Genomic DNA, 20246 nt, shown 5'->3' on the forward strand with positions numbered 1-20246 from the left:
TTTAAATATTCTTACTGAAAACTTTAAAATCCTGCAATTATGCAGGATTTTTTTTGTGCAATAATTTTTAGTTTTTATAGTTATACCTCAATACTTTGTAAGTTGTTTAATAATAATTTGTTTGGCAACTATACACATAATATAACCGTATATTAGTATATAATTGCTGTACTGATCTTTAACCTATTATTGCTAAACTATGATGAATAAGTACCTGTTGCTGTTCATTTTATTTGTTACGCTAAAAGCGGCAGCACAAACGTGCCCGCCTAATATTGGTTTTGAGAAAGGCGACTTTACAGGCTGGGAATGCTATTATGGCACAGTTTCGCGCGATGATGGCTCATTAAGCTTAACCCACACCAATTCTGTACCAACTATAGGCAGGCAGCAGATATTCAGCAAAGCGAACAATCCTGGTAATGATCAATATGGTGGTTTCCCCAGGTTGTGCCCTAACGGTAGTAATTACTCTGTACAATTAGGTAATAATGAAACTCCCGGCATAGCCGAACGCATATCATATACTTTTGTGGTTCCTGCCAATCAAACTGATTATACTATTTTTTATAATTGGGCAGCAGTTTTGCAAGATGTAGCCTCAAAAGACGATTTAACGCATTCTCCGGATACTAAAAAGCCACTCTTTTCGGCACAGATATACGATGTAGAAGCAAACCAGTACATTACCTGCGCTTCTTTTTCATTTAACTCGGGCGCAAGTTTACCAGGCTTTGAAGCTTCGGTAGTTCCTCCACCAAAGGCTATGCCCGGAGGTATTGTTTATTATAAAGGTTGGACATCATCAAGTATAAATTTGCGTGGCTATGCCGGCAAAACCATCAGGTTGGAATTTACTGCACGGTGTTGCCAACCCGGAGGGCATTTTGGTTACGCTTATTTAGATGTGAGCGAACCTTGTGGCTCTTCCATTACAGGTAATAACTATTGTATCGATCAAAAAGGGACAAAGCTATATGCTCCTGGAGGTTACAGTGAATATAATTGGTATAACGCAGATTTTAGTAAGTTATTAGCTACGGGTAACCCTTTTACACTAAACCCCGTACCGCCCGATAAAACAGTAATAGGTTTACAAATGATACCGTATGCCGGCCTGGGCTGCCCCGTTACCATGACGGCCACCATCAACGCTATCAATGCGCCTTTTAATTTTGTCCTGCTCGATTCGGTTGGACAATGCCCCGATAAACCAACGTATGACCTTACTGCCGCGAAGGTAACACAGGGCAGCGATGCGAACCTGATATACACCTACTATACAGATCCGGATGGCCTGAATTTTTTGCCAAACCCCAGTGCTGTAACCAATGGTACATATTATATCAAAGGGGCCAATCCATATGGGTGTTCAAATATATTGCCCATAAAAGTTATTATCAGCAATCCTATTGTAAAGGTTACTAACCCCAAGCCAGTTACATATCCCACCCCGGTTGATCTGTCTGAAACATTTACACATGACCCGGAACTAACATATTCGTATTACTATGATGTGCTGTTAAAAAATCCGATAGAAGATTTTGAAAACATGCATTATACAGGTTCATATTATATTAAAGCGACATCAAAATATGGCTGTTATACCGTTATCCCCGTATTTGTGTTTGTTTATCCTCCTCCTCCTCCGGTAGTTACAGGCTCAAATACTTTTACCCCGAACAGTGACGGCGTTAATGATAATTTTAGCATCAGCATAAAAGGCTATGGCGCTTTTAAAAGTTTGAAAATATTTAACCGCTATGGCAAAGAAGTATTCTCATCCACAGATATCACTACCACCTGGGATGGTACTTATAAAGGCAAGCCGGTACCGTTAGGCAGCTATTATTGGGTTTTTAACGGAACGAATACTTATGATAGGTCGCTGGTGCACGAAGCCGGGGTAATTACCCTGGTGCGATAACTAAACTTTAATAATGATGTTCTTTTTGTACATTATCATCAAAATACCTAACCAGAAAAGTACCAATGCCAAGCCGAAAGCGAGTGACGCGTTTATGGGCGAAAAGTAAGGCGCAAAAAAACTCTCGTACAGATAACCTTTTAAACTGGTGCTTTTTCCGTTTAGGGTAGCAGGTATCATATTCATAGAGCGGGCCATCAGTTGCGAAAAAAAGTAAACTACAATAGCGTTCACGCCGTAAGCTACAAAAGGTGTTGTGAATTTTTTATAGCTCCGCACATCGGTTATCCAGTATAGCAAGGCTAAGGCAATGGTTGCCCATCCACCGGTATAAAGCACGTATGAGCTTGTCCATAACGATTTATTAATGGGGAAGAACCTGCCCCAAACTACCCCGGCCAAAATAGCCAGTGCACCAACACCAAACATCCATGCAACTTTAACCGTATCATTTCGGTCTGTGCGTTTTAGCCAGGTACCCATTAATATGCCGAATAAACCTGTAGCTGCCGAAGGCAATGTACCCAGTAAGCCTTCCGGGTCCCATACTTTCGATTCTTTCCAGAGGTGGGCCTCGCCTAATACTGTCCTGTCGAGCCAGGCACCAAGGTTGGTTTTAGCTTCGAGGTTGGCTGGCCCGAAACCGGGTACGGGCACAAAATTTATGATAAGGTAATAAGCTATCAAGAAGATAAAGAATAACCATAACTGTGTTTTTCTACCGGTGTAAATATAGATGAGGCCACAAGCTGCAAATACAAGCGCTATGCGTTGTAAAACTCCCGTAAGGCGAATAGTGTGTAGATCATAATATGGAAATCCAGAAAAAAGTAAACCTAAGAACAGCAAAATAAATGCCCGCCTTAATACACCCTGTGCTAATTTTTTATGCAGGGCTGTATCGGCCTTTTTACTTTCCATAGCGTATACAATAGATACGCCAACAATGAACAGGAAGAAAGGAAAAATAAGATCAGCAGGGGTACAGCCGTTCCACTCCGAGTGTTCAATTGGAGCATAAATATGGCCCCAATCGCCGGGGTTATTTACCAATATCATGGCAGCAACAGTAATACCGCGAAATACATCGAGCGAGAGCAGGCGTTTATTAGATTGTATGGTCATTAACGGTTTGTAAAACGGTAATCTAAAACTAACATTTTTTAAGTCATGATTACTGCGCGCACTAATTTTTTATATTTGGATGGATGAACGTCAACCTCGAAACATTATTTAAAACGGCACAAAAACAAAAGCGCATTGGTGTGGGCCTCATGTCGGGCACATCGCTGGATGGTTTGGATATCGCACTTTGTAAATTTAGCGGGAATGGTTTAAAAACTACTTTCGAACTGCTGGAATTTAAAACTGTAGATTATAACAACGATTTTAAGTACGAGGTGAGGCAGGTATTTGCACGTAAAACAGTCGATCTTGAAAAGCTGTGCATGCTGAATGAATACATAGGGGATTACCATGGCCGCCTGGTTAATGAAGCATTAAAAAGCTGGGCAGTTGGAAAAGATGAGGTTGATTATATTGCCAGTCATGGCCAAACCATTTATCATGCGCCACAACGTTTGCATGGGCAGGATAAGTATCCGAACAGTACCTTGCAAATTGGTGATGGCGACCATATTGCGGTGAAGACAGGGATATTAACCATTAGCGATTTCAGGCAAAAGCACCTTGCTGCAGGTGGCGAGGGCGCACCGCTAGCCCTTTACGGCGATTATATTTTGGGCAGCAAACGGGGAGAAGACAGGGTGTTAATGAATATAGGCGGCATCAGCAATTTTACCTATTTGCCTGCAGATGGTGATGGGCGTAGGGTAATGTGTAGTGATATAGGCCCGGGGAATACGTTGATAGATGCTGCCTGCAAAAAATATTTTGACCGCGATTACGACAAGAACTCTGAAATTGCTTTTAGCGGCCAAGTGAATCATCCTTTATTGAACGCGCTTTTAGCACACCCGTTTTTTAAAGAAGAATTGCCGAAAACTACAGGCCCCGAATTATTTAACCTTGAGTACCTTGGAAAAGCAAGGCAGCAATCAGATACTGCGCATATTGAGGCTAAAAATATCATTGCTACCCTCAGTGCTTTTACCGCTCATGTTATTGCAAAGGCAGTGTTGAGTTATGGTGCTGGCGTTCAGCTGTTTATTAGCGGTGGCGGTGGACGCAACCCTTTTGTGATACAGCAGTTGGAAAAATTACTGCCCGGTATCTCAATTAATAAAACCGATAAGTTGGGCATTCCGCCTGATGCGAAAGAGGCTATTTTATTTGCCTTATTGGGTAATGAGGCTTTATGTGGCAACCCGCTTACCATAGGTAAAAACCCGGCAGTATTAATGGGTAAGTTTAGCTTCCCTACATAAAGCACGCAATAATTTTCTTGTATATTCGCACAATAAAAAAACGCTAGATATGGATTTCTATGGCTTAGTTAAAATGCTGCATTCCGGTTTCAGGTATGTGGTATTGGTTATGGTTTTGGTGGCGATACTGCAGGCCTTGTATGGCTGGCTTGGCAAAAAGCCTTATACAGACGGAAACCGCAAGGTGAACCTGTTTTCGATGATCGCTTTTCATACCCAAATATTGTTTGGATTGATACTGTATTTCCTGAGCCCTTTAGTAAAGTTTGCCAAAGAAACGATGAAAGATCCCGACTTGCGCTACTGGACTGTTGAACACATATCAATGATGATATTTGCAATGATATTGGTAACAGTTGGCCACAGCCGCTCAAAGAAAATATTAGTGCCCGAAGGTAAGCACCGCGCTGTAGCGATATTTTACGGACTGGCACTGATTGTTGTTATTGCCGCTATTGTGCAAAGCCACAGGCCATTAATAGGTAGTTAAGCTAAAAACGTACTTTCCTATAGATTTTATAGGGTAAATACCAATATTTAGTGTAAGTTTGACACTTAATTATTTTTATAATTAATTTGTTTATTCAAAAATGTTTCTAAATTTGCATCCACAATGTTCAAAAACACCCATAGCCAAAGCTGGTGGCGCCATGTAAAATGGTAGCCGGGAATGTTATTGACCATATGGCCAACTAACAATTTTAAACCTAATAGAAGATCCGGCAATTCCCAATTGACCGGATTTTTCTGTTTTATACACTTTAGGATACAGCACAAAAAATAAATGACAACATATAAATTAAACACTACATACAAAAAGCTACTGGCCGATACCACTACCCCGGTAAGCATATACCTGCGCCTGCGCGATGTGTTTCCGAACACGCTGCTGCTGGAAAGCTCGGACTATCATAGCAGAGAGAACAGCATGAGTTACGTTTGCTGCGAGCCGATAGCCGGGTTGGTACTGAATGAAGGTGAACTAAAAAAGAAATATCCCGATGGCCGGGTTGAAACCAGCGCCGAAGGAAGCTTCGACCTGATAGATGAAGTAGAGGGTTTTATTAAAGCCTTTGAAAGCGAGGACACCAAACTGAAAATGATATCGAACGGCTTGTTCGGTTATTTTACACATGAGGCGGTGGAGCATTTTGAAACTATCAAATTGAAAAAGGTTGAAGATAGCCCTACAGCTATTCCAACGATGCAGTACCATGTGTATCGCTACATCATCGCGATAGATCATTTTAAGAATGAGCTGTATATTTTCCAGAACCAGTACGGCGAGGCAACGGACGAAGGCCTGGAGAAAGTAGAGTACCTCATCAAAAATAAAAACTTCCCGGAGTACAGTTTTGAAAGCAACGGCCCCGAAACATCAAACCTGACAGACCAGGAGTTTATGGATATGGTGGAGAAGATGAAGAAACATATTTTCCGTGGCGATGTGTTCCAGATTGTACCGTCAAGGGCATTCTCAAAACCGTTTTTGGGTGATGAGTTTAATGTGTATAGGGCGCTAAGATCGATCAACCCGTCGCCGTACCTGTTTTACTTTGATTATGGCAATTTCAGGATCTTCGGTTCATCGCCCGAGGCGCAGATCACCATTAAAAACCGCACGGCAAGCATCTTCCCGATAGCGGGTACCATAAAACGTACCGGCGATGACGAAAATGATGTGAAACAAGCGATTACCTTACAGAATGACCCGAAGGAAGCGGCCGAACACGTGATGTTGGTTGACCTCGCCCGCAATGACCTGAGCAGGCATTGCGAGGGTGTACATGTGCAGGCTTTCCGCGAAGTGCAGTATTACTCGCACCTGATCCATTTGGTATCCCACGTAAGTGGTAAACTGAAAGAGGGTGTGTCATCGTTCAAAATTGTGGCAGATACCTTCCCGGCAGGAACGCTGAGCGGTGCGCCTAAATTCCGCGCGATGGAAATTATCGATGAAAATGAAAAGACCAAACGCAGTTTTTACAGCGGTGCCATAGGCTATTTGGGTTTCAACGGTGATTTTAACCATGCCATAATGATACGCTCGTTTTTGAGCAAGAACAATGTGCTGCATTACCAGGCAGGTGCAGGTGTAGTAGCTGATTCGATTGCCGAAAACGAAAAGAACGAAGTAAATAACAAAATAGCGGCCCTACGCAAAGCGCTCGAAATGGCGGAAACCATAAACGCGCCTGTTGAGATAGCCAACTAAACAGAACCATGAAAATATTAATTATAGATAATTACGATTCGTTCACCTACAATTTGGTGCATTTGGTTAATGAGCTTGGCCTGGAGTGCGAGGTATGGAGGAACGATAAATTTGAATTGGCCGATGTGGAGGCTTTTGATAAGATCATCCTGTCGCCGGGCCCGGGCGTGCCCGAAGAAGCCGGCTTATTGCTTGATGTGATAAAAACCTATGCGGTTACCAAAAGTATTTTTGGTGTGTGTTTAGGCCAGCAAGCCATTGCCGAAGCCTTCGGCGGGAGCCTGCATAACCTGAGCCGCCCGATGCATGGTATTGCCACGCCAATTAAGGTGACCGATAGCGGGGAGCAATTGTTTAAGGACTTGCCGGATGTGTTTAACGTAGGCCGCTACCACAGCTGGGTGGTATCAAAAGATGGCTTACCTGATAGTTTACAGGTAACAGCTATTGATGAGCAGGATGGCTCGATAATGGCACTGAGCCATAAAACACTGGATGTGCGTGGTGTGCAGTTCCACCCGGAGTCGGTGCTGACGGAGCATGGTAAGGAAATGATGGCGAATTGGATAAATAACAAATAAAAATAAATGCGTCATTGCGAGGTACGAAGCAATCATCGATAGGCAGATAACCAACATGCATTGGCGTTAATGCATAGTTTAGGATTGCTTCGTGCCTCGCAATGACGGTCTATTACAATGAACATACTCGATAAAATAGTAATCAATAAAAAGGCAGAGGTAGCGGCGGCTAAAGCCAATGTAAGTGTAAAAGAACTGGAAGCTTCGCCATTATTCAGTAGGGATACCTATTCTTTCCGCAATTTTTTGCTGGCACCGGAGCGTACGGGGATTATCGCCGAGTTTAAACGCAGATCGCCCTCAAAAGGTATTATTAACGATAAGGTACAGGTTGAAGATGTTACCACGGCCTATGCCGCGGCAGGGGCTTCGGCCATATCTGTGTTGACCGATACCGACTTTTTTATGGGTGAAAAGGCCGATCTGCTGGCTGCCCGCGCTGTAAACCAGGTGCCGTTGCTGCGCAAGGATTTTATGATAGACGAGTACCAGTTATTGGAAGCCAAAGCCTGGGGAGCGGATATTATTTTACTCATCGCGGCGATACTGACACCGGCTGAGATCAAGCACCTGTCAGGCTTCGCGAAAAGCTTAGGGTTGAACGTATTGCTGGAAGTGCATAACCTGGAAGAACTGCAGCGCAGCATAGCACCCGACCTGACCGCCATTGGCGTGAACAACCGCAACCTGGCCGATTTTACGGTATCGGTACAAACCTCATTCGATCTGTACGAGCATATCCCGCAGGAATTTTTAAAGATATCTGAAAGCGCCATTAGCAATACCGAAACTATTAAGCAGTTGAAAGCCGCAGGCTTTAATGGCTTTTTAATAGGCGAGAACTTTATGAAGGAAGAGGACCCGGGAGCGGCGATAAGAGAGTTTGTGAAGGGGCTGTGAGGTTTGGATATGATATAAAGGATGAGTAAATTTGTATAAGAACAATATTATGAAAACCCAATTTATAGTAGACGAAGCGGGACATAAAACCGCTGTAATTCTTCCGATTGACGATTATAATGCTTTGGTGAGTGAGCTTGAAGACGCCGATGATGTTCGTATGTATGACGAAGCAAAAAAGGAAGACGACGGCGCACGAATGCTTTTTACTGATTACCTAAAATCAAGAAAAGCGAAAAATGCCTAAATATGTTGTTAGCTTATCTAAAAAAGCAATAAAGCAACTTGATAAACTTTCAGATAAAATTGCTGAGCCTATTATTGATGCTATTAATAATCTTGAAAATGAACCAAGACCTAATGGATATAAAAAGCTAAAGGGACGGGATAGTTATAGGATAAGGGTTGGTAACTATCGTGTTATCTATGAGGTTTTTGATCATATGTTGCTGATTGATGTAATTGATTTAGGGCATCGGAAAGATATTTACCTATAGTGAATCAAGTAAAAAAGCTTATCCTGAATTTTGTACTCCCATTAGCAATGGTGTCATTTTTCGCTATTTCGAGAGTTGTTCTTGCCGAAGTTGTGGATGCCCGGATTCGGTTTTAACCGGATTTCCACTACTTTACACCGGCCCTAATAGGGGCAGCTCAATGGCTGTCAATTTTTTTATCCTTGAATTTATTTTTGACCTGTCGACTTATTTTGTTATTGTTTTACTGATATTCCTTGTCATAAACAAATTTGTTTCTGTAAGATTTAACAGATGGTTATCGGTAACACTTTATGTTTTTGCTGCAGGCTGTTTGGTTCTGATGGTATTATTTTACACACTCGATACAACATTTTACTGGAAGAGAGACTTTGAGATAAAAATAATCAAATCCGATATTTCATTTTTTTAGATACAGGACGCTTTAATAGCTTTTTGATAGATCAGAACTTTAGGAACGAGGAAGATCCAGAAGCAGCGATACAGGAATTTTGTAAACGGGTTGTGAGATTTTTTGTACTTTATTTGAATAGTATATTATATATATTTATGTAATTAATATTATATATATGGCCACTGCAAATTCAACCGGGAACGATAAAGGCAAACAAAATCGCGAATTTTATGAAAAAGTAATTTTACTGATCATTGGCTTTGTCCTAACAGGCGTGGTGGGGACATTTATTAGTTTTTACTTTCAATCAAAAACCAACTATAACAATTATAAGTTGAGTATGATCGAATCGGAAAGAAAGGTTGCTAAAGAGATATTTGAAGATGTTACCTCGGGGATGGATTCGAGAGTATACAGTGCCCTACTTGTAAATAATAGTCGCTTATATAATTACAAAGAGGAGGTTAAGCAAAAATATTGGCTTGAGTATGTTAATGAATTAGGTAAATGGAATAATAATATTACTAAACGGAAAGACTTGGTGAGGTTATATTTTTATGATACTCAAAAAAGGAAACTTGATGATATTCATAATCAATTTATTGACCTGAATATTTTGCTAAAACATCAGATACTTCGGAACGATACCATTGGCTGCGGAAATATATCATTAAAGATGGATAGGATGAATGGGGCTATTAGCGGCTTGAGTCATGGTATGATCGTTGCCATTCAAAATGATGCTGTGGGTAGGATCACTACGCTTAAAGAGTTTAATTTTTGGGGTGCTTTAAATTAAGAAACGCTCTATATATAGAATATTCTTTTGTAATATTATAATGCCATTTCTTTTTTTGCAAATGAAAATCCTTAAATTTGTATTGATAAAATCGAAAAAAAGGCAAATTGCCTGTTAAATAAAATGTGAAAATACCCATAAATACCCATGTGTTCCCGGCTTAATGCTGCGGAATTTTCAGCCATAATGGGGACTTGCGCCAGCGAGTATAGAGTGGCTTAATTCAGAGTTTGATAATCCCGGTTAAGAATCTTAAATATACCCATATTTACCCATGTGGTTTGATTTTTGATTGTGGAAATGATAAAAAACAAAGGCTTACCTTTGTAAACAGAATACGATTTAATGAAACAGAAATTTTATGATACTGCTGTGAAGCAGGAACGCGCTGTGCTTGTGGGTGTAATTACACCCAGCGAGACAGCCGAAATGGCACAGGAATATTTGGCTGAGCTTGAGTTTTTGGTGATGACGGCGGGCGGTGTTACCGTGAAGACTTTTACCCAGAAAATGCTGCGCCCGGAGCGCTCAACCTTTGTGGGTACGGGCAAGCTGGAAGAGATACGTGATTATGTAAAGGCAGAAGAGATAGACATTGTTGTTTTTGACGATGGCCTGTCGCCCTCGCAATTGCGTAATATTGAGAATGAATTGGGTGTGAAGATATTGGACAGGAATAACCTCATCCTCGACATCTTCGCTGCAAGGGCGCAAACATCGCAGGCACGCAGCCAGGTGGAGCTTGCGCAGTTGCAGTACCTGTTGCCACGTTTAACACGCTTGTGGACTCACTTAGAGCGCCAGAAGGGTGGTATTGGTATGAGGGGGCCAGGGGAGTCGCAGATAGAAACGGACAGGCGTATCATCCTCACCAAAATATCGCAGCTAAAAGAGAAACTGAAACTGATAGACCGCCAAAACGAAACACAGCGTAAAAACCGCGGGCAACTCATCCGTGCGGCGCTGGTAGGGTATACCAACGTAGGTAAATCAACTATCATGAACATGATATCCAAATCGGAAGTATTTGCCGAGAACAAGCTGTTCGCTACGCTGGATACTACGGTGCGTAAGGTGGTGATCGATAATTTGCCTTTCCTGCTATCAGATACGGTTGGGTTCATCCGCAAATTGCCTCACCATTTGGTAGAGTGTTTTAAATCGACGTTGGACGAAGTGCGCGAGGCGGATATCCTGATCCACGTGGTAGATGTATCACATCCTAACTTTGAAGACCAGATGCGTACGGTTAATGAAACGCTGAAAGAGCTTGGCGTAATAGATAAGCAGATGATCACGGTATTCAATAAAATAGATGCTTATCAGCCAATACCGGCTGACCCGAGTGAACCCGAAATAAAAATGACGCTGGAAGATTTTAAACACAGCTGGATGGCGAAAAATAACAGCCCGGCGATATTTATATCGGCACTAAAGAAGGAGAACGTTGATGAGTTTAGGGCGATGCTGTATCATTACGCAAAAGATATCCATACCAAAAGGTATCCATACGATAATCTTTTGTATTAAACCATTGAGGGTTTGCCCCCTCTAACCAGTTCACCAAATAACCTGAAATGAAAAGAGTATTCCTTTTTACCGTGTTTGCGCTGTGCGCTATTATGGCTAGGGCCCAGTATGTGGGCTTGAACGATAAAGGCATAAAAAGCTTTAAAGCTTTGATAAGTACCGATGCCGACGCGAAGAAATACTACGACAGCTATCTTAAACTGGCCGATCAGGCGGTGAATGAAAACCCGAACCCGATAGATACCATCCGTACGGAAGGCTTATTGCAGGGCCATCTTAAAAAAATAGCAACTATTGCCGCTTTGCGCGATATGCGTAAAATGTATGCCCTGGCTATTTGCTATAAGGTGGAGAATGAGAAAAGCTACCTGCAAAATTTAAGGAGTTATTTAACCGCATGGGCAAAAGTGAACAAAGGAAGGGGCGACCCGATTGACGATACCAATATGGATGATGCTATTGAAGCATATGATATGGTAAAAGCTAATTTAAAGCCCGAAGAAAATGCTTTGATAACTACTTGGTTTAAACAGGTTGCCGATGCGGAGATAAAAACCTTTAAACCCGAAAAAGCCACCGGTTACAATAATTGGCACTCACATCGCTTAAAGGTAATTGCCGAAATTGCTTATGCTATTGATGATGCCGGCTATCAAAAATTTGTTGTTGATGGTATCAAAAAACAGGTAGAAGTAAATTTATATGCTGATGGCTCGGGAGTTGATTTTAAACTGCGCGATGCTCTGCATTACCACGCTTATGATCTGGAACCGTTAATTAAACTGGCTATTGTTTTAAAACGCGCTACCGGGGTTGATTACTACAGCATGGTTTCACCTTCGGGCTCCTCCATCAAAAAATCAACCGAGTGGTTTGTGCCTTATGTTACCGGCGAAAAAACCCATGGAGAGTTTGTAAACTCTACTGTGTTGTTTGATAAAAAACGTGCTGCAAATGGAGAAAAAGATTACGTTGCCGGAACTTTGTTTAACCCGAAAAACGGAATCAAAAGCTTAGCCGAAGCAGCTTACTTTGATCCTCAATATATAGCGATCATAAAGAAAGTGAAAAGTGCAACCGACGATTACAGCGAGTGGCAATTGGTTTGGAATAAAATTACCCAGAATTAGTAACGGATAGGCTTACGGTATAATTTAGCAGGGCCAAAGCCGAATTTTACGCCTACCGAAAGGTACGAATAGAACTTTACAGGAGCAGCGGTAATGTAACCATCAATAGCCTGCCCAAAAACGGCGTTGGATGTATAGCTTACATCGATACGTATCTGGGGTTGATCATAACCGTTATAGATCTTGAAATCGTAGCCTAAGGTTAAAGGCACCAATACATTGGTTGACGAAATAACAATAGGGTAAAACGACTGGTTATTTGAGTTTGGAAAAAATGGCTGGATAAAGTTGATGGAGTTTTGTAAAAAACCGATACCGGTACCCATGTATACATCTTTTAAGCCATATAAAAAATCGCTGCGCGAGTAATCTATCAGTTCGCCGGCTTGCACATCGGCGTGTAAAATAGCCGCGGCAAAAACGTTTTGAAAATACTTCATATTGAAAGCGGTAAGGTCGCCTCCTTCAAACCGGCCTACCTGCAATTCGCCCGTAAGGGTAAAAAATGGGGTAATGTTATAGCTTAAGGTACCGTTAACGGCCCATTTATCTATGGGGGCAAGGGTATAATCGTACACTGTAGTAGAACCATAACCACCACCAATGCTAAACGAGCTGTACGTATCGCCGCTTTGCGCTTTTGCAGTTATGAAGCTTATTAAGAGTAAAATTATAAAACCAAGCCTTTTCACTTATTCTATCAGTATTGTATAAACTAAAGTTAAACGTTTTTAATAACGTATTTTTTTGCTAAAACGCATAATTGCCATAATTATACTAATTATCTTTTTAATTACCTTTTTTATGTATTCGAAAACTAAATGTTCAGGATAATCTTTATTATTGTGACGATCGTATCAAGCACCACTAAACGTGTGTTTGAAAATTTATCGCCCGCTAAATCACCGCACTATGGAATCAAAACGTCAACAAAAATTTGCAGGAGTAATACAGGAAGACCTGGCATTAATATTTCAGCGCGAGGGGATGAGCTTTTTGCCAAACACACTTGTAACTATTACCAAAGTTAGGGTAACCCCCGATCTGGCTTTGGCGCGCATATTCCTAAGCTTTTTTAATAATATTGATAATCAGCAAGCGCTTAAAACCATAAAGCTGCACGCATCCGAAATCCGTTATAAACTTGGTGCGCGTATTAAAGATCAGGTGCGTATTATCCCTCAACTGGAGTTTTTTATTGATGATACCAGCGAGTATGTTGAGCGCATGGATAAGATATTTGATAAGATAAGCAAAGAGGAGCGCCAGAAAGACGACGAATAGTTGCCGATGGATAAGCACGTGCAATTAGCGAACTGGATAGCTGCCAACCCCGATCGTATTGGTAAAGTGGTTGATCTTGTTGCAGGTACCGACCGACTGCTTCAACTGGATTTTACGGAAAACAACCGCGAATTAACCCTTGCCGATCTGGCCGTTACTGAACGCTTTTCGGCATGGATAGATCGTAAAGTTGCTTCAAATAATGCCCGTTACGGGATAGGTGGATACTTTGAGTACCGTACCATTTACGGCCGTAGCGCTTTATTTGATACAACCGATGAGCCACGCCGTTTACATTTGGGTGTGGATATTTGGTCCAACGCCGGAACACCTGTATATGTGCCGATAGACGGTAAAGTACACAGTTACCAGGATAACAACAATTTTGGCGATTATGGCCCCACGATCATACTTGAACACGACTTAGATGGTATAAAGTTATATAGCCTTTACGGGCATTTATCGCGCGAAAGTTTATCAGGTTTGTACGAAGAGAAACCTGTTGATGCGGGAGAAATACTGGGCCATTTTGGCGATGCTACCGAAAACGGACAATGGCCGCCGCACCTGCATTTTCAACTGATGTTTGATATGGAAGGAATGCGTGGCGACTATCCCGGTGTTTGTAAATACTCGGAAATGGAGAAATACAAATTAAATATCCCCGATCCTGATCTGATACTCAACTTCCCGAAAGGCAACATTATTTAACGCACGTTGCGGCCCTTCCAGTTGTACCTGCGCGAATTGCCCATAATGCCCACATAAACAAAATAAATGGCATGAACAGGTATGATAATGATAAGCAGAGAAATGAGCCGGATGCGCTTGAAAAATGCGGTAATAGGGTATAGATAAATAAATTCGAAGGCATACTTTAAGGCAACCTGCACCAGTAACAGTTTAAAAAACGCAGTGTTATAAAAACCCAGCAAAGCATTCAACAATAACGAAACGTTGAACAGCCAGATACAAACCACAAAGGCAACTACCTTTTTATCTTTATATTTGGTTGACTTTGAAGCCCAGCGGCGACGTTGCTGCATAAACTCCTTAAGATTGGGTTTAGCATCTGTATATACAATGGCCTCAGTGCTTTTGAGGAAACCAATACGGTCGGGATATATAGCTGCTACTTTTTGCAACAATAATTCGTCATCGCCCGATGCAAGATCGTCAATACCCTGGAAGCCGCCAACTTCATTAAATACATCCTTACGATATGCAAAATTGGCGCCGTTGCAGGTTGATGCTTTTCCATTACCAATGAACGCAGCGCCGATACCTATCAGGTACATAAATTCGAGCGTTTGCATGTATTCAAAAAGGCTGCGCTCTTCAAAATAAGTAACGGGTGAAGATATCATCACCAAATTTTCGGTTTCATAATGGTTTACTATGGATGATAACCATTGTGGCCCCATTCGGCAATCGGCATCGGTTGCAACCAAAAAATCGCCGGTTGATAGTTTGATAGCTTCGGCAATGGCGCGTTTTTTATAAGAATTAAGCGCCTTATCATCGCGGAGTTGTAAAAGGCGTACTTTCTTGTCGGCGTAACTGCTGATGATCTCGGCAGTACGGTCTGTTGAGTGATCGTCGGCAATGATGACCTCGAAAAGTTCTTTGGGATAATCCTGGGCCAAAATATCTCCGATAGTGAGGGCTATCTTTTTTTCCTCGTTACGGGCAGCTATCAGGATGGTGACTTTGGTTGTGAAGGTTCCATTATTTCGCCCTACGGAAGTTTTCAGGCGGGCCCAGCCCCTGATGAGGTAACACAATAACAGCAAATAAACGGCTGTACAAAAAAGCGATATGATACTAAGCGTTACGATCAAAGAACCTGAGTTTTAAAACAAATATTGAACCTACTATTGCGGGTACTATTAAATTGATAAACCATATTGAAGATACGCAGGCAATAACGGCTATCTTTTGGGTGGTAATATAGCTAAAAAATGTGGCTGCCGTCATTCCGCGCAAGCCAACGTCTATCACATCCAGCGTTGGCAGGGCCGATTGGATGAAAAACATATTGAACACCATGATGAGCATAGGCACGGCTGGTAACTCAGGCAATAACATGTGTATCACCAGGTAATACTCGGACGAGAACACCGCGAAACGCGAAACACAATACAACATAACGGTTGCCAGTTCGCGGGTTTTATATTTTTGGATAATGTTGAAGAAGCGCTCGTACTTATGCAAAAACTTAACCTTGTTTAGTAAAATAGCCAGCCACCTGATATTAAAAAAGCAAATGATAAAGGCAGCAGCAAGAGCAGCGGCCAAAAGGGTAAGCAATACGTACACACCCGCATTTAAATGGAGGTACACAAACGCGAACGAGATAAGTGCTGTAGCGCCAACAACGTTAGTTACCACGTTTTGTCCGAACGAACCTATAGCCATGGTAAAAATGCCATAGCCGCGTTTTGAGGGAGGTAGGAATAATACCCTGCCTCCATACTCCCCTAAACGGTTTGGCGTAAATATGGCCCATGTAAGGCCGCAAAAAACAGCTTCGATAGAGCGCCATAAGCTCATGCGCTGCAGGCGGCGGGTAAGGTATTTCCACTTGATGGCTTCGAGTACCCAGTTTATCAGCATGAGCACACATACTGCAGATAGTGTAGCGATAACCTTATCGCGGCTGACATTGTTAAGGAGGTTTTTAAATTGGCTCAGCTCGCCTTTATTGCTCACACTGCGGTATATAAACCAATAAGCAATGGCAATAATTGCCACTTTTATACTTAAGGAAAGATACTTTTTGGTAGAGGCTGTCAACAAGGTTAATTTTCTGCAATGTTACAAAAATGCGGTATAACAATAGCGCAAGTATTGCAATAAAGCAGCCTTTTGGTAAATTGTTTTAAATAAAATGCAGGCTTTGCTTATACTTGCCTATGCAGCAGCCCAATGTTAAAGAACGTGTTATTTTAGGGATAGACCCCGGTACGGCTGTAATGGGCTATGGCCTGGTAAAAGAAACAGGCCCAAAGGTTGAGCTGGTTAGCCTCGGCATTATCAAGCTTGACCATTTGGACGACCATGCTTTAAAGCTGCAACGCATCTTTGAAAAAACCATTGCACTGATAGATGAATACCACCCGGATTGCATGGCATTGGAAGCACCGTTTTACGGGAAGAACATACAGGTAATGCTCAAGTTGGGCAGGGCACAGGGCGTAGCTATGGCCGCTGCGCTTTCGCGGAACTTACCAATCACCGAGTATGCTCCCCGTAAAATAAAACAATCCATCACCGGCAACGGTAATGCTACCAAAGAGCAGGTTGCTGCCATGTTGCAAACTTTGTTAAACTTTAAAGAAACACCGCAATTTTTGGATGCTACGGATGGTCTTGCCGTTGCGGTTTGCCATGCTTTCCAAAAAATAAGCGTAAAGGGTAGCGCCAGTATTGGCGGTGGCGGCAAAAAATCGAAAGCGGGTGGCTGGGCGGCTTTTGTTAAGGATAATACAGAGCGGGTGAGCGGGGCGGTGAAGAAGAAATGATTTCGGATTTAGGATGTTCGATTTCGGATTTGTTTTATTCGCTTCTCAAAGCTTCTTTAATCTTCGCTGCGATATCAGCCAATTCATTCTGGCTTAGTTGTAATTTGGGTTTCGCGAAGTTCATGTCATTAATACCATTGATAGGTATCAGGTGGATATGCGCGTGCGGTACTTCCAAACCGATGACGGTTACACCAATGCGCTCGCAAGGGATAGCTTTCTCTATTCCTTTTGCTACTATTTTAGCGAATATCTGTAAGCCGGTATAAGTTTCATCATCCAGGTCGAAAAGGTAATCAACTTCCTTTTTAGGAATAACCAATGTATGGCCAACAGCCAGCGGACTGATATCTAAAAAGGCCAAAAAATCATTGGTTTCCGCAACGATATGTGCAGGTATTTCCCTGTTAACTATTTTGGTGAAGATGCTGGCCATTTTTGATTTATTGAATGAGTGATTTATTGATTGTTAAGAAAGATCTATTGAATGATTATTTATTTTAAATCAATCATTCAATAAATCAATCCATCAATAATTATCGTGATATTTCTAATATCTCAAATTCTATCTTACCGGCAGGTACTGTTATCTCTATAGTTTGACCAACCTTTTTACCTAACAGGCCCTTGGCTATTGGCGATGTTACCGAAATTTTACCTGCTTTAAGGTCGGCTTCACTTTCCGATACCAATTGATAACTCATGGTAGCGCCATTTTTTGCGTTTTTTATTTTTACGATAGACAAAGCAGTTACCTTGCTCAAATCGATCTTTGTATCATCCAGTAAACGTGCATTGGATAAGGCCTCTTCCAGTTTCGATATCTTGTGTTCGTGGTGGCCTTGTGCATCCTTAGCTGCATCGTACTCCGCGTTTTCTGATAAATCGCCTTTATCTCTTGCTTCGGCTATCGCGTTCGAAATGATAGAACGGCCGGTTGTTTTTAAATACTGTAATTCTTCTTTTAATTTTTCTAAACCTTCTTTGGTGTAGTAAGCTACATCTGCCATAACGCACAATTATTAATACTATTAAACAAACTTTGTTAGAACCCCCTTAAAAAAAATAGCCCCCCTATCGCGACAGAAGGACATTAGCGGTTCCCATTAAAAACAAACAAGACTATATCGGCTGTTTACCTACATAGTCTTGTTAAGTGTAGAACGAAGATAATGGATTTATGTTTACAATTCCAAATCTTTTAACTTTTCTGCCATTACCTCGCTAATGCGGCGGTACGAGTCAAAGGTCCAGCCGGCAACATGAGGGCTAAGTATCACTTTGCCTGATGTTTTCAATTCATTAAACCATGGCTGTTCGCCCAATGCAGGGAACTTTTCTACTTCCAGTACATCCAGGCAGGCCCCCAATATTTTGCCGCTTTTTATCGCGTTAAGCACCGCTTGAGTTTTCACCACTTTACCGCGTGAGGTGTTTACCAAAAAGATAGGTTTTTTAAAATGAAACAGGTATTCGTCATCTACCAAATAGTTGGTTTCGTTGGTGAGCGGTATATGCAGGCTTAGTACATCACTATGCTTTACTATCTCTTCCATAGCTACCTCGCGTGCATACCGGTCGCTAAAGCCTGTTTTGTATTTATCATAAGCAATTACATTCACATCAAACCCCGATAGCTTACGCGCCAGGCTTTGGCCCATAAAACCATAGCCAACAATGCCAATGGTTTTACCTTTCAACTCGTGCCCGCGGTTAGCCTCTCGTTTCCACAAGCCGGAGCGCACCTCGTCATCGGCGCGGTTCAGGTTATTCATCAGGCTAAGCAGCATGCCTATCACATGCTCGCCAACGGCATCTTTATTGCCTTCGGGTGCGTTTATCAATTGGATGCCCTTTTGAGCGGCATACGCTTCGTCAATATTATCCATACCGGCCCCGGCGCGGCAAATAAACTGCAGGCTGGTAGCAGCATCAAATACCGCCTTATCTACCTGGAATTTGGAGCGAACCATCAGGCCCTCATAATCGGCCAGTATTTCCAACGTATCGGCCAAGGTAAACTGGGGTTGGTAATTGCATTGGTAGCCCAATGCTTCGGCCTGTTCGATGAAGATGGGGTGCAGGTCGTCTACTATCAGTATTCTTTTTTTCAATGTTGTATTATGTATCCGGCAAAGATAATAATGTGCGGCTTATGTGTTAATGAATGATAGCTGATGCCACTTATCAATTTAACTCATGCTTTTTAAATTGATTGGGGCTCAGGCCCACCTCCTTTTTAAACAACCTTGAAAAATAAGGCAGGTTCTCAAAGCCCAAAGCGTAAGCAATTTCGGCAACCGAGCGGTCGGCAGTTTTAAGCAGGTGTTTGGCCTCGGTAACCAGGTAAATGTGGATCAGGTCGATAGCGGTTTTACCCGTTTCCTGCTTCAGCATATCACTCAAATAGCGCGGCGAAATATTCAGTTTGTCTGCCATGAAATTTACGGTTGGCAAACCCTGGTCCTGCAGCTTGCCTTTCTCAAAATATTCAGCCAAAGCACGGTTGAATTTAGATACGGTTTTGCCCGATAGCTCAGCGCGGTTAATAAATTGCCGTTTGTAAAAGCGCTGTGCATATTTCAATATCGAATCGATATGGGTTAGTATAATATCCCGGCTGTATTCATCGGGGTTATTGTGGTATTCAGTTTCTATTTTACGATACAGGTCCCACATGATATCATCTTCACGGGGCGACAGGTGCAACGCCTCGTTAGTTTCGTAATCAAAGTAGTTATACTTTTTGATCTCCGAATGCAGGAAATGCCCGTTCAAAAAATCTTCATGAATGTATATCAGAAACCCTTCCTCTTCAAACGATAGGTCTTTAAACTCTATTACCTGCCTTGGTTTGATAAAATACATCGATCCATTTTCATGGTCGTACTTGGTGCGGCCATACATGATCACGCCCGAGCGCAGCTTTTTAAAACCGATCATGTAAAAATCGCCGGTAAATTCGCTATTGCCCAAAGAGCAATTATTAGCGCATTTATGCAAACTGATCAAAGGGTTTTCTGGCGGCGCCAAACCGTACTCGCGGTGCAGTTCGCTTAAAGTTTTAAAATGTTTCAT

General features: G+C 42.0%; 22 protein-coding genes. 14 read left to right on the top strand and 8 right to left on the bottom strand.

Annotated elements, in window-relative coordinates; genetic code table 11:
* The first annotated feature begins 199 nt into the window (after positions 1–199).
* The gene (locus KXQ82_RS18630) at positions 200–1927 is read left to right on the top strand and encodes a T9SS type B sorting domain-containing protein (RefSeq protein ID WP_219490080.1); all 1728 of its coding nucleotides are present in this window, start codon (positions 200–202) and stop codon (positions 1925–1927) included.
* Here the strand turns inward: KXQ82_RS18630 and KXQ82_RS18635 are convergent, their stop codons facing one another.
* Positions 1928–3052 carry an acyltransferase family protein gene (locus KXQ82_RS18635; protein WP_219490081.1) on the bottom strand — a complete coding sequence of 375 codons (1125 nt, stop codon included), beginning with the start codon at positions 3050–3052 and terminating at the stop codon, positions 1928–1930.
* 83 nt (positions 3053–3135) lie between these two features.
* Between KXQ82_RS18635 and KXQ82_RS18640 the strand changes: the two genes are divergently transcribed.
* From KXQ82_RS18640 to KXQ82_RS18685, 10 genes are all read left to right on the top strand, one after another.
* The gene (locus KXQ82_RS18640; protein ID WP_219490082.1) at positions 3136–4314 is read left to right on the top strand and encodes an anhydro-N-acetylmuramic acid kinase; all 1179 of its coding nucleotides are present in this window, start codon (positions 3136–3138) and stop codon (positions 4312–4314) included.
* Between the two features lie 49 nt (positions 4315–4363).
* Positions 4364–4804 (top strand): cytochrome B, encoded by a 441-nt coding sequence (locus KXQ82_RS18645; RefSeq protein ID WP_219490084.1) that lies wholly within the window; start codon positions 4364–4366, stop codon positions 4802–4804.
* Between the two features lie 294 nt (positions 4805–5098).
* On the top strand, positions 5099–6529 hold the full coding sequence (locus KXQ82_RS18650) for an anthranilate synthase component I family protein (RefSeq protein ID WP_219490086.1): 1431 nt from the start codon (positions 5099–5101) through the stop codon (positions 6527–6529).
* 8 nt (positions 6530–6537) lie between these two features.
* Positions 6538–7110: an anthranilate synthase component II gene (locus KXQ82_RS18655; protein WP_219490087.1), complete on the top strand. Its 573-nt coding sequence runs from the start codon at positions 6538–6540 to the stop codon at positions 7108–7110.
* Between the two features lie 117 nt (positions 7111–7227).
* Positions 7228–8010, top strand: a complete 783-nt coding sequence (gene trpC, locus KXQ82_RS18660; protein ID WP_219490089.1) for an indole-3-glycerol phosphate synthase TrpC — start codon at positions 7228–7230, stop codon at positions 8008–8010.
* 49 nt (positions 8011–8059) lie between these two features.
* Positions 8060–8257 (top strand): RelB antitoxin-like protein, encoded by a 198-nt coding sequence (locus KXQ82_RS18665; protein ID WP_219490090.1) that lies wholly within the window; start codon positions 8060–8062, stop codon positions 8255–8257.
* Complete coding sequence (locus KXQ82_RS18670) at positions 8250–8507, top strand: type II toxin-antitoxin system RelE family toxin (protein WP_219490093.1); 258 nt, start codon at positions 8250–8252, stop codon at positions 8505–8507. Before KXQ82_RS18665 ends, KXQ82_RS18670 begins: the two co-directional genes overlap by 8 nt.
* A 569-nt stretch (positions 8508–9076) precedes the next feature.
* On the top strand, positions 9077–9700 hold the full coding sequence (locus KXQ82_RS18675; RefSeq protein ID WP_219490094.1) for a hypothetical protein: 624 nt from the start codon (positions 9077–9079) through the stop codon (positions 9698–9700).
* 345 nt (positions 9701–10045) lie between these two features.
* The gene (gene hflX, locus KXQ82_RS18680; RefSeq protein WP_219490097.1) at positions 10046–11230 is read left to right on the top strand and encodes a GTPase HflX; all 1185 of its coding nucleotides are present in this window, start codon (positions 10046–10048) and stop codon (positions 11228–11230) included.
* 47 nt (positions 11231–11277) lie between these two features.
* A complete protein-coding gene (locus tag KXQ82_RS18685) occupies positions 11278–12360 on the top strand; it encodes an alginate lyase family protein (RefSeq protein WP_219490099.1) in 1083 nt (360 codons plus the stop codon).
* Here the strand turns inward: KXQ82_RS18685 and KXQ82_RS18690 are convergent.
* A complete protein-coding gene (locus KXQ82_RS18690; protein ID WP_219490101.1) occupies positions 12357–13052 on the bottom strand; it encodes a hypothetical protein in 696 nt (231 codons plus the stop codon). The genes KXQ82_RS18685 and KXQ82_RS18690 overlap by 4 nt on opposite strands.
* A 220-nt stretch (positions 13053–13272) precedes the next feature.
* On the opposite strand from KXQ82_RS18690, the gene rbfA reads away from it, so the two are divergent.
* Positions 13273–13644, top strand: coding sequence for a 30S ribosome-binding factor RbfA (gene rbfA, locus KXQ82_RS18695; RefSeq protein ID WP_219490103.1), 372 nt, complete (start codon positions 13273–13275; stop codon positions 13642–13644).
* A gap of 6 nt (positions 13645–13650) precedes the next feature.
* Positions 13651–14355 (top strand): peptidoglycan DD-metalloendopeptidase family protein, encoded by a 705-nt coding sequence (locus tag KXQ82_RS18700; RefSeq protein WP_219490106.1) that lies wholly within the window; start codon positions 13651–13653, stop codon positions 14353–14355.
* On the opposite strand, the gene KXQ82_RS18705 is transcribed toward KXQ82_RS18700, so the two are convergent.
* Together KXQ82_RS18705 and KXQ82_RS18710 are read right to left on the bottom strand one after the other, a co-directional pair.
* The gene (locus KXQ82_RS18705) at positions 14352–15485 is read right to left on the bottom strand and encodes a glycosyltransferase family 2 protein (RefSeq protein WP_219490108.1); all 1134 of its coding nucleotides are present in this window, start codon (positions 15483–15485) and stop codon (positions 14352–14354) included. The genes KXQ82_RS18700 and KXQ82_RS18705 overlap by 4 nt on opposite strands.
* The gene (locus tag KXQ82_RS18710) at positions 15469–16440 is read right to left on the bottom strand and encodes a lysylphosphatidylglycerol synthase domain-containing protein (RefSeq protein ID WP_219490110.1); all 972 of its coding nucleotides are present in this window, start codon (positions 16438–16440) and stop codon (positions 15469–15471) included. Before KXQ82_RS18710 ends, KXQ82_RS18705 begins: the two co-directional genes overlap by 17 nt.
* A 119-nt stretch (positions 16441–16559) precedes the next feature.
* Here KXQ82_RS18710 and ruvC point away from each other — a divergent pair, with 119 nt between their 5' ends.
* Positions 16560–17168 carry a crossover junction endodeoxyribonuclease RuvC gene (ruvC, locus tag KXQ82_RS18715; RefSeq protein ID WP_219490113.1) on the top strand — a complete coding sequence of 203 codons (609 nt, stop codon included), beginning with the start codon at positions 16560–16562 and terminating at the stop codon, positions 17166–17168.
* A gap of 34 nt (positions 17169–17202) precedes the next feature.
* On the opposite strand, the gene KXQ82_RS18720 is transcribed toward ruvC, so the two are convergent.
* The 4 genes from KXQ82_RS18720 to KXQ82_RS18735 all read right to left on the bottom strand — a co-directional run bounded on the left by KXQ82_RS18720 (position 17203) and on the right by KXQ82_RS18735 (position 20246).
* The gene (locus KXQ82_RS18720) at positions 17203–17604 is read right to left on the bottom strand and encodes an HIT family protein (RefSeq protein WP_219490116.1); all 402 of its coding nucleotides are present in this window, start codon (positions 17602–17604) and stop codon (positions 17203–17205) included.
* 100 nt (positions 17605–17704) lie between these two features.
* Positions 17705–18178, bottom strand: a complete 474-nt coding sequence (gene greA, locus KXQ82_RS18725; RefSeq protein ID WP_219490118.1) for a transcription elongation factor GreA — start codon at positions 18176–18178, stop codon at positions 17705–17707.
* A gap of 174 nt (positions 18179–18352) precedes the next feature.
* Positions 18353–19282, bottom strand: coding sequence for a 2-hydroxyacid dehydrogenase (locus KXQ82_RS18730; RefSeq protein ID WP_219490120.1), 930 nt, complete (start codon positions 19280–19282; stop codon positions 18353–18355).
* Positions 19283–19355: 73 nt separating this feature from the next.
* Positions 19356–20246 (bottom strand): helix-turn-helix domain-containing protein, encoded by an 891-nt coding sequence (locus KXQ82_RS18735; RefSeq protein WP_219490123.1) that lies wholly within the window; start codon positions 20244–20246, stop codon positions 19356–19358.

The sequence above is a fragment of the Mucilaginibacter rivuli genome (genome assembly GCF_019391655.1).
Classification (GTDB): Bacteria; Bacteroidota; Bacteroidia; order Sphingobacteriales; family Sphingobacteriaceae; genus Mucilaginibacter; species Mucilaginibacter rivuli.

Excerpts from the sequence above, each read along its gene's own strand:
- trpC (WP_219490089.1), top strand. The coding sequence starts at position 7,228 with ATGAACATACTCGATAAAATAGTAATCAATAAAAAGGCAGAGGTAGCG.
- KXQ82_RS18630 (WP_219490080.1), top strand. The coding sequence starts at position 200 with ATGATGAATAAGTACCTGTTGCTGTTCATTTTATTTGTTACGCTAAAA.
- rbfA (WP_219490103.1), top strand. The coding sequence starts at position 13,273 with ATGGAATCAAAACGTCAACAAAAATTTGCAGGAGTAATACAGGAAGAC.
- KXQ82_RS18720 (WP_219490116.1), bottom strand. The coding sequence starts at position 17,604 with ATGGCCAGCATCTTCACCAAAATAGTTAACAGGGAAATACCTGCACAT.
- KXQ82_RS18665 (WP_219490090.1), top strand. The coding sequence starts at position 8,060 with ATGAAAACCCAATTTATAGTAGACGAAGCGGGACATAAAACCGCTGTA.
- KXQ82_RS18635 (WP_219490081.1), bottom strand. The coding sequence starts at position 3,052 with ATGACCATACAATCTAATAAACGCCTGCTCTCGCTCGATGTATTTCGC.
- KXQ82_RS18645 (WP_219490084.1), top strand. The coding sequence starts at position 4,364 with ATGGATTTCTATGGCTTAGTTAAAATGCTGCATTCCGGTTTCAGGTAT.
- KXQ82_RS18700 (WP_219490106.1), top strand. The coding sequence starts at position 13,651 with ATGGATAAGCACGTGCAATTAGCGAACTGGATAGCTGCCAACCCCGAT.
- KXQ82_RS18685 (WP_219490099.1), top strand. The coding sequence starts at position 11,278 with ATGAAAAGAGTATTCCTTTTTACCGTGTTTGCGCTGTGCGCTATTATG.
- KXQ82_RS18675 (WP_219490094.1), top strand. The coding sequence starts at position 9,077 with ATGGCCACTGCAAATTCAACCGGGAACGATAAAGGCAAACAAAATCGC.
- KXQ82_RS18650 (WP_219490086.1), top strand. The coding sequence starts at position 5,099 with ATGACAACATATAAATTAAACACTACATACAAAAAGCTACTGGCCGAT.
- KXQ82_RS18655 (WP_219490087.1), top strand. The coding sequence starts at position 6,538 with ATGAAAATATTAATTATAGATAATTACGATTCGTTCACCTACAATTTG.
- hflX (WP_219490097.1), top strand. The coding sequence starts at position 10,046 with ATGAAACAGAAATTTTATGATACTGCTGTGAAGCAGGAACGCGCTGTG.
- KXQ82_RS18670 (WP_219490093.1), top strand. The coding sequence starts at position 8,250 with ATGCCTAAATATGTTGTTAGCTTATCTAAAAAAGCAATAAAGCAACTT.
- greA (WP_219490118.1), bottom strand. The coding sequence starts at position 18,178 with ATGGCAGATGTAGCTTACTACACCAAAGAAGGTTTAGAAAAATTAAAA.
- KXQ82_RS18640 (WP_219490082.1), top strand. The coding sequence starts at position 3,136 with ATGAACGTCAACCTCGAAACATTATTTAAAACGGCACAAAAACAAAAG.
- KXQ82_RS18735 (WP_219490123.1), bottom strand. The coding sequence starts at position 20,246 with ATGAAACATTTTAAAACTTTAAGCGAACTGCACCGCGAGTACGGTTTG.
- ruvC (WP_219490113.1), top strand. The coding sequence starts at position 16,560 with ATGCAGCAGCCCAATGTTAAAGAACGTGTTATTTTAGGGATAGACCCC.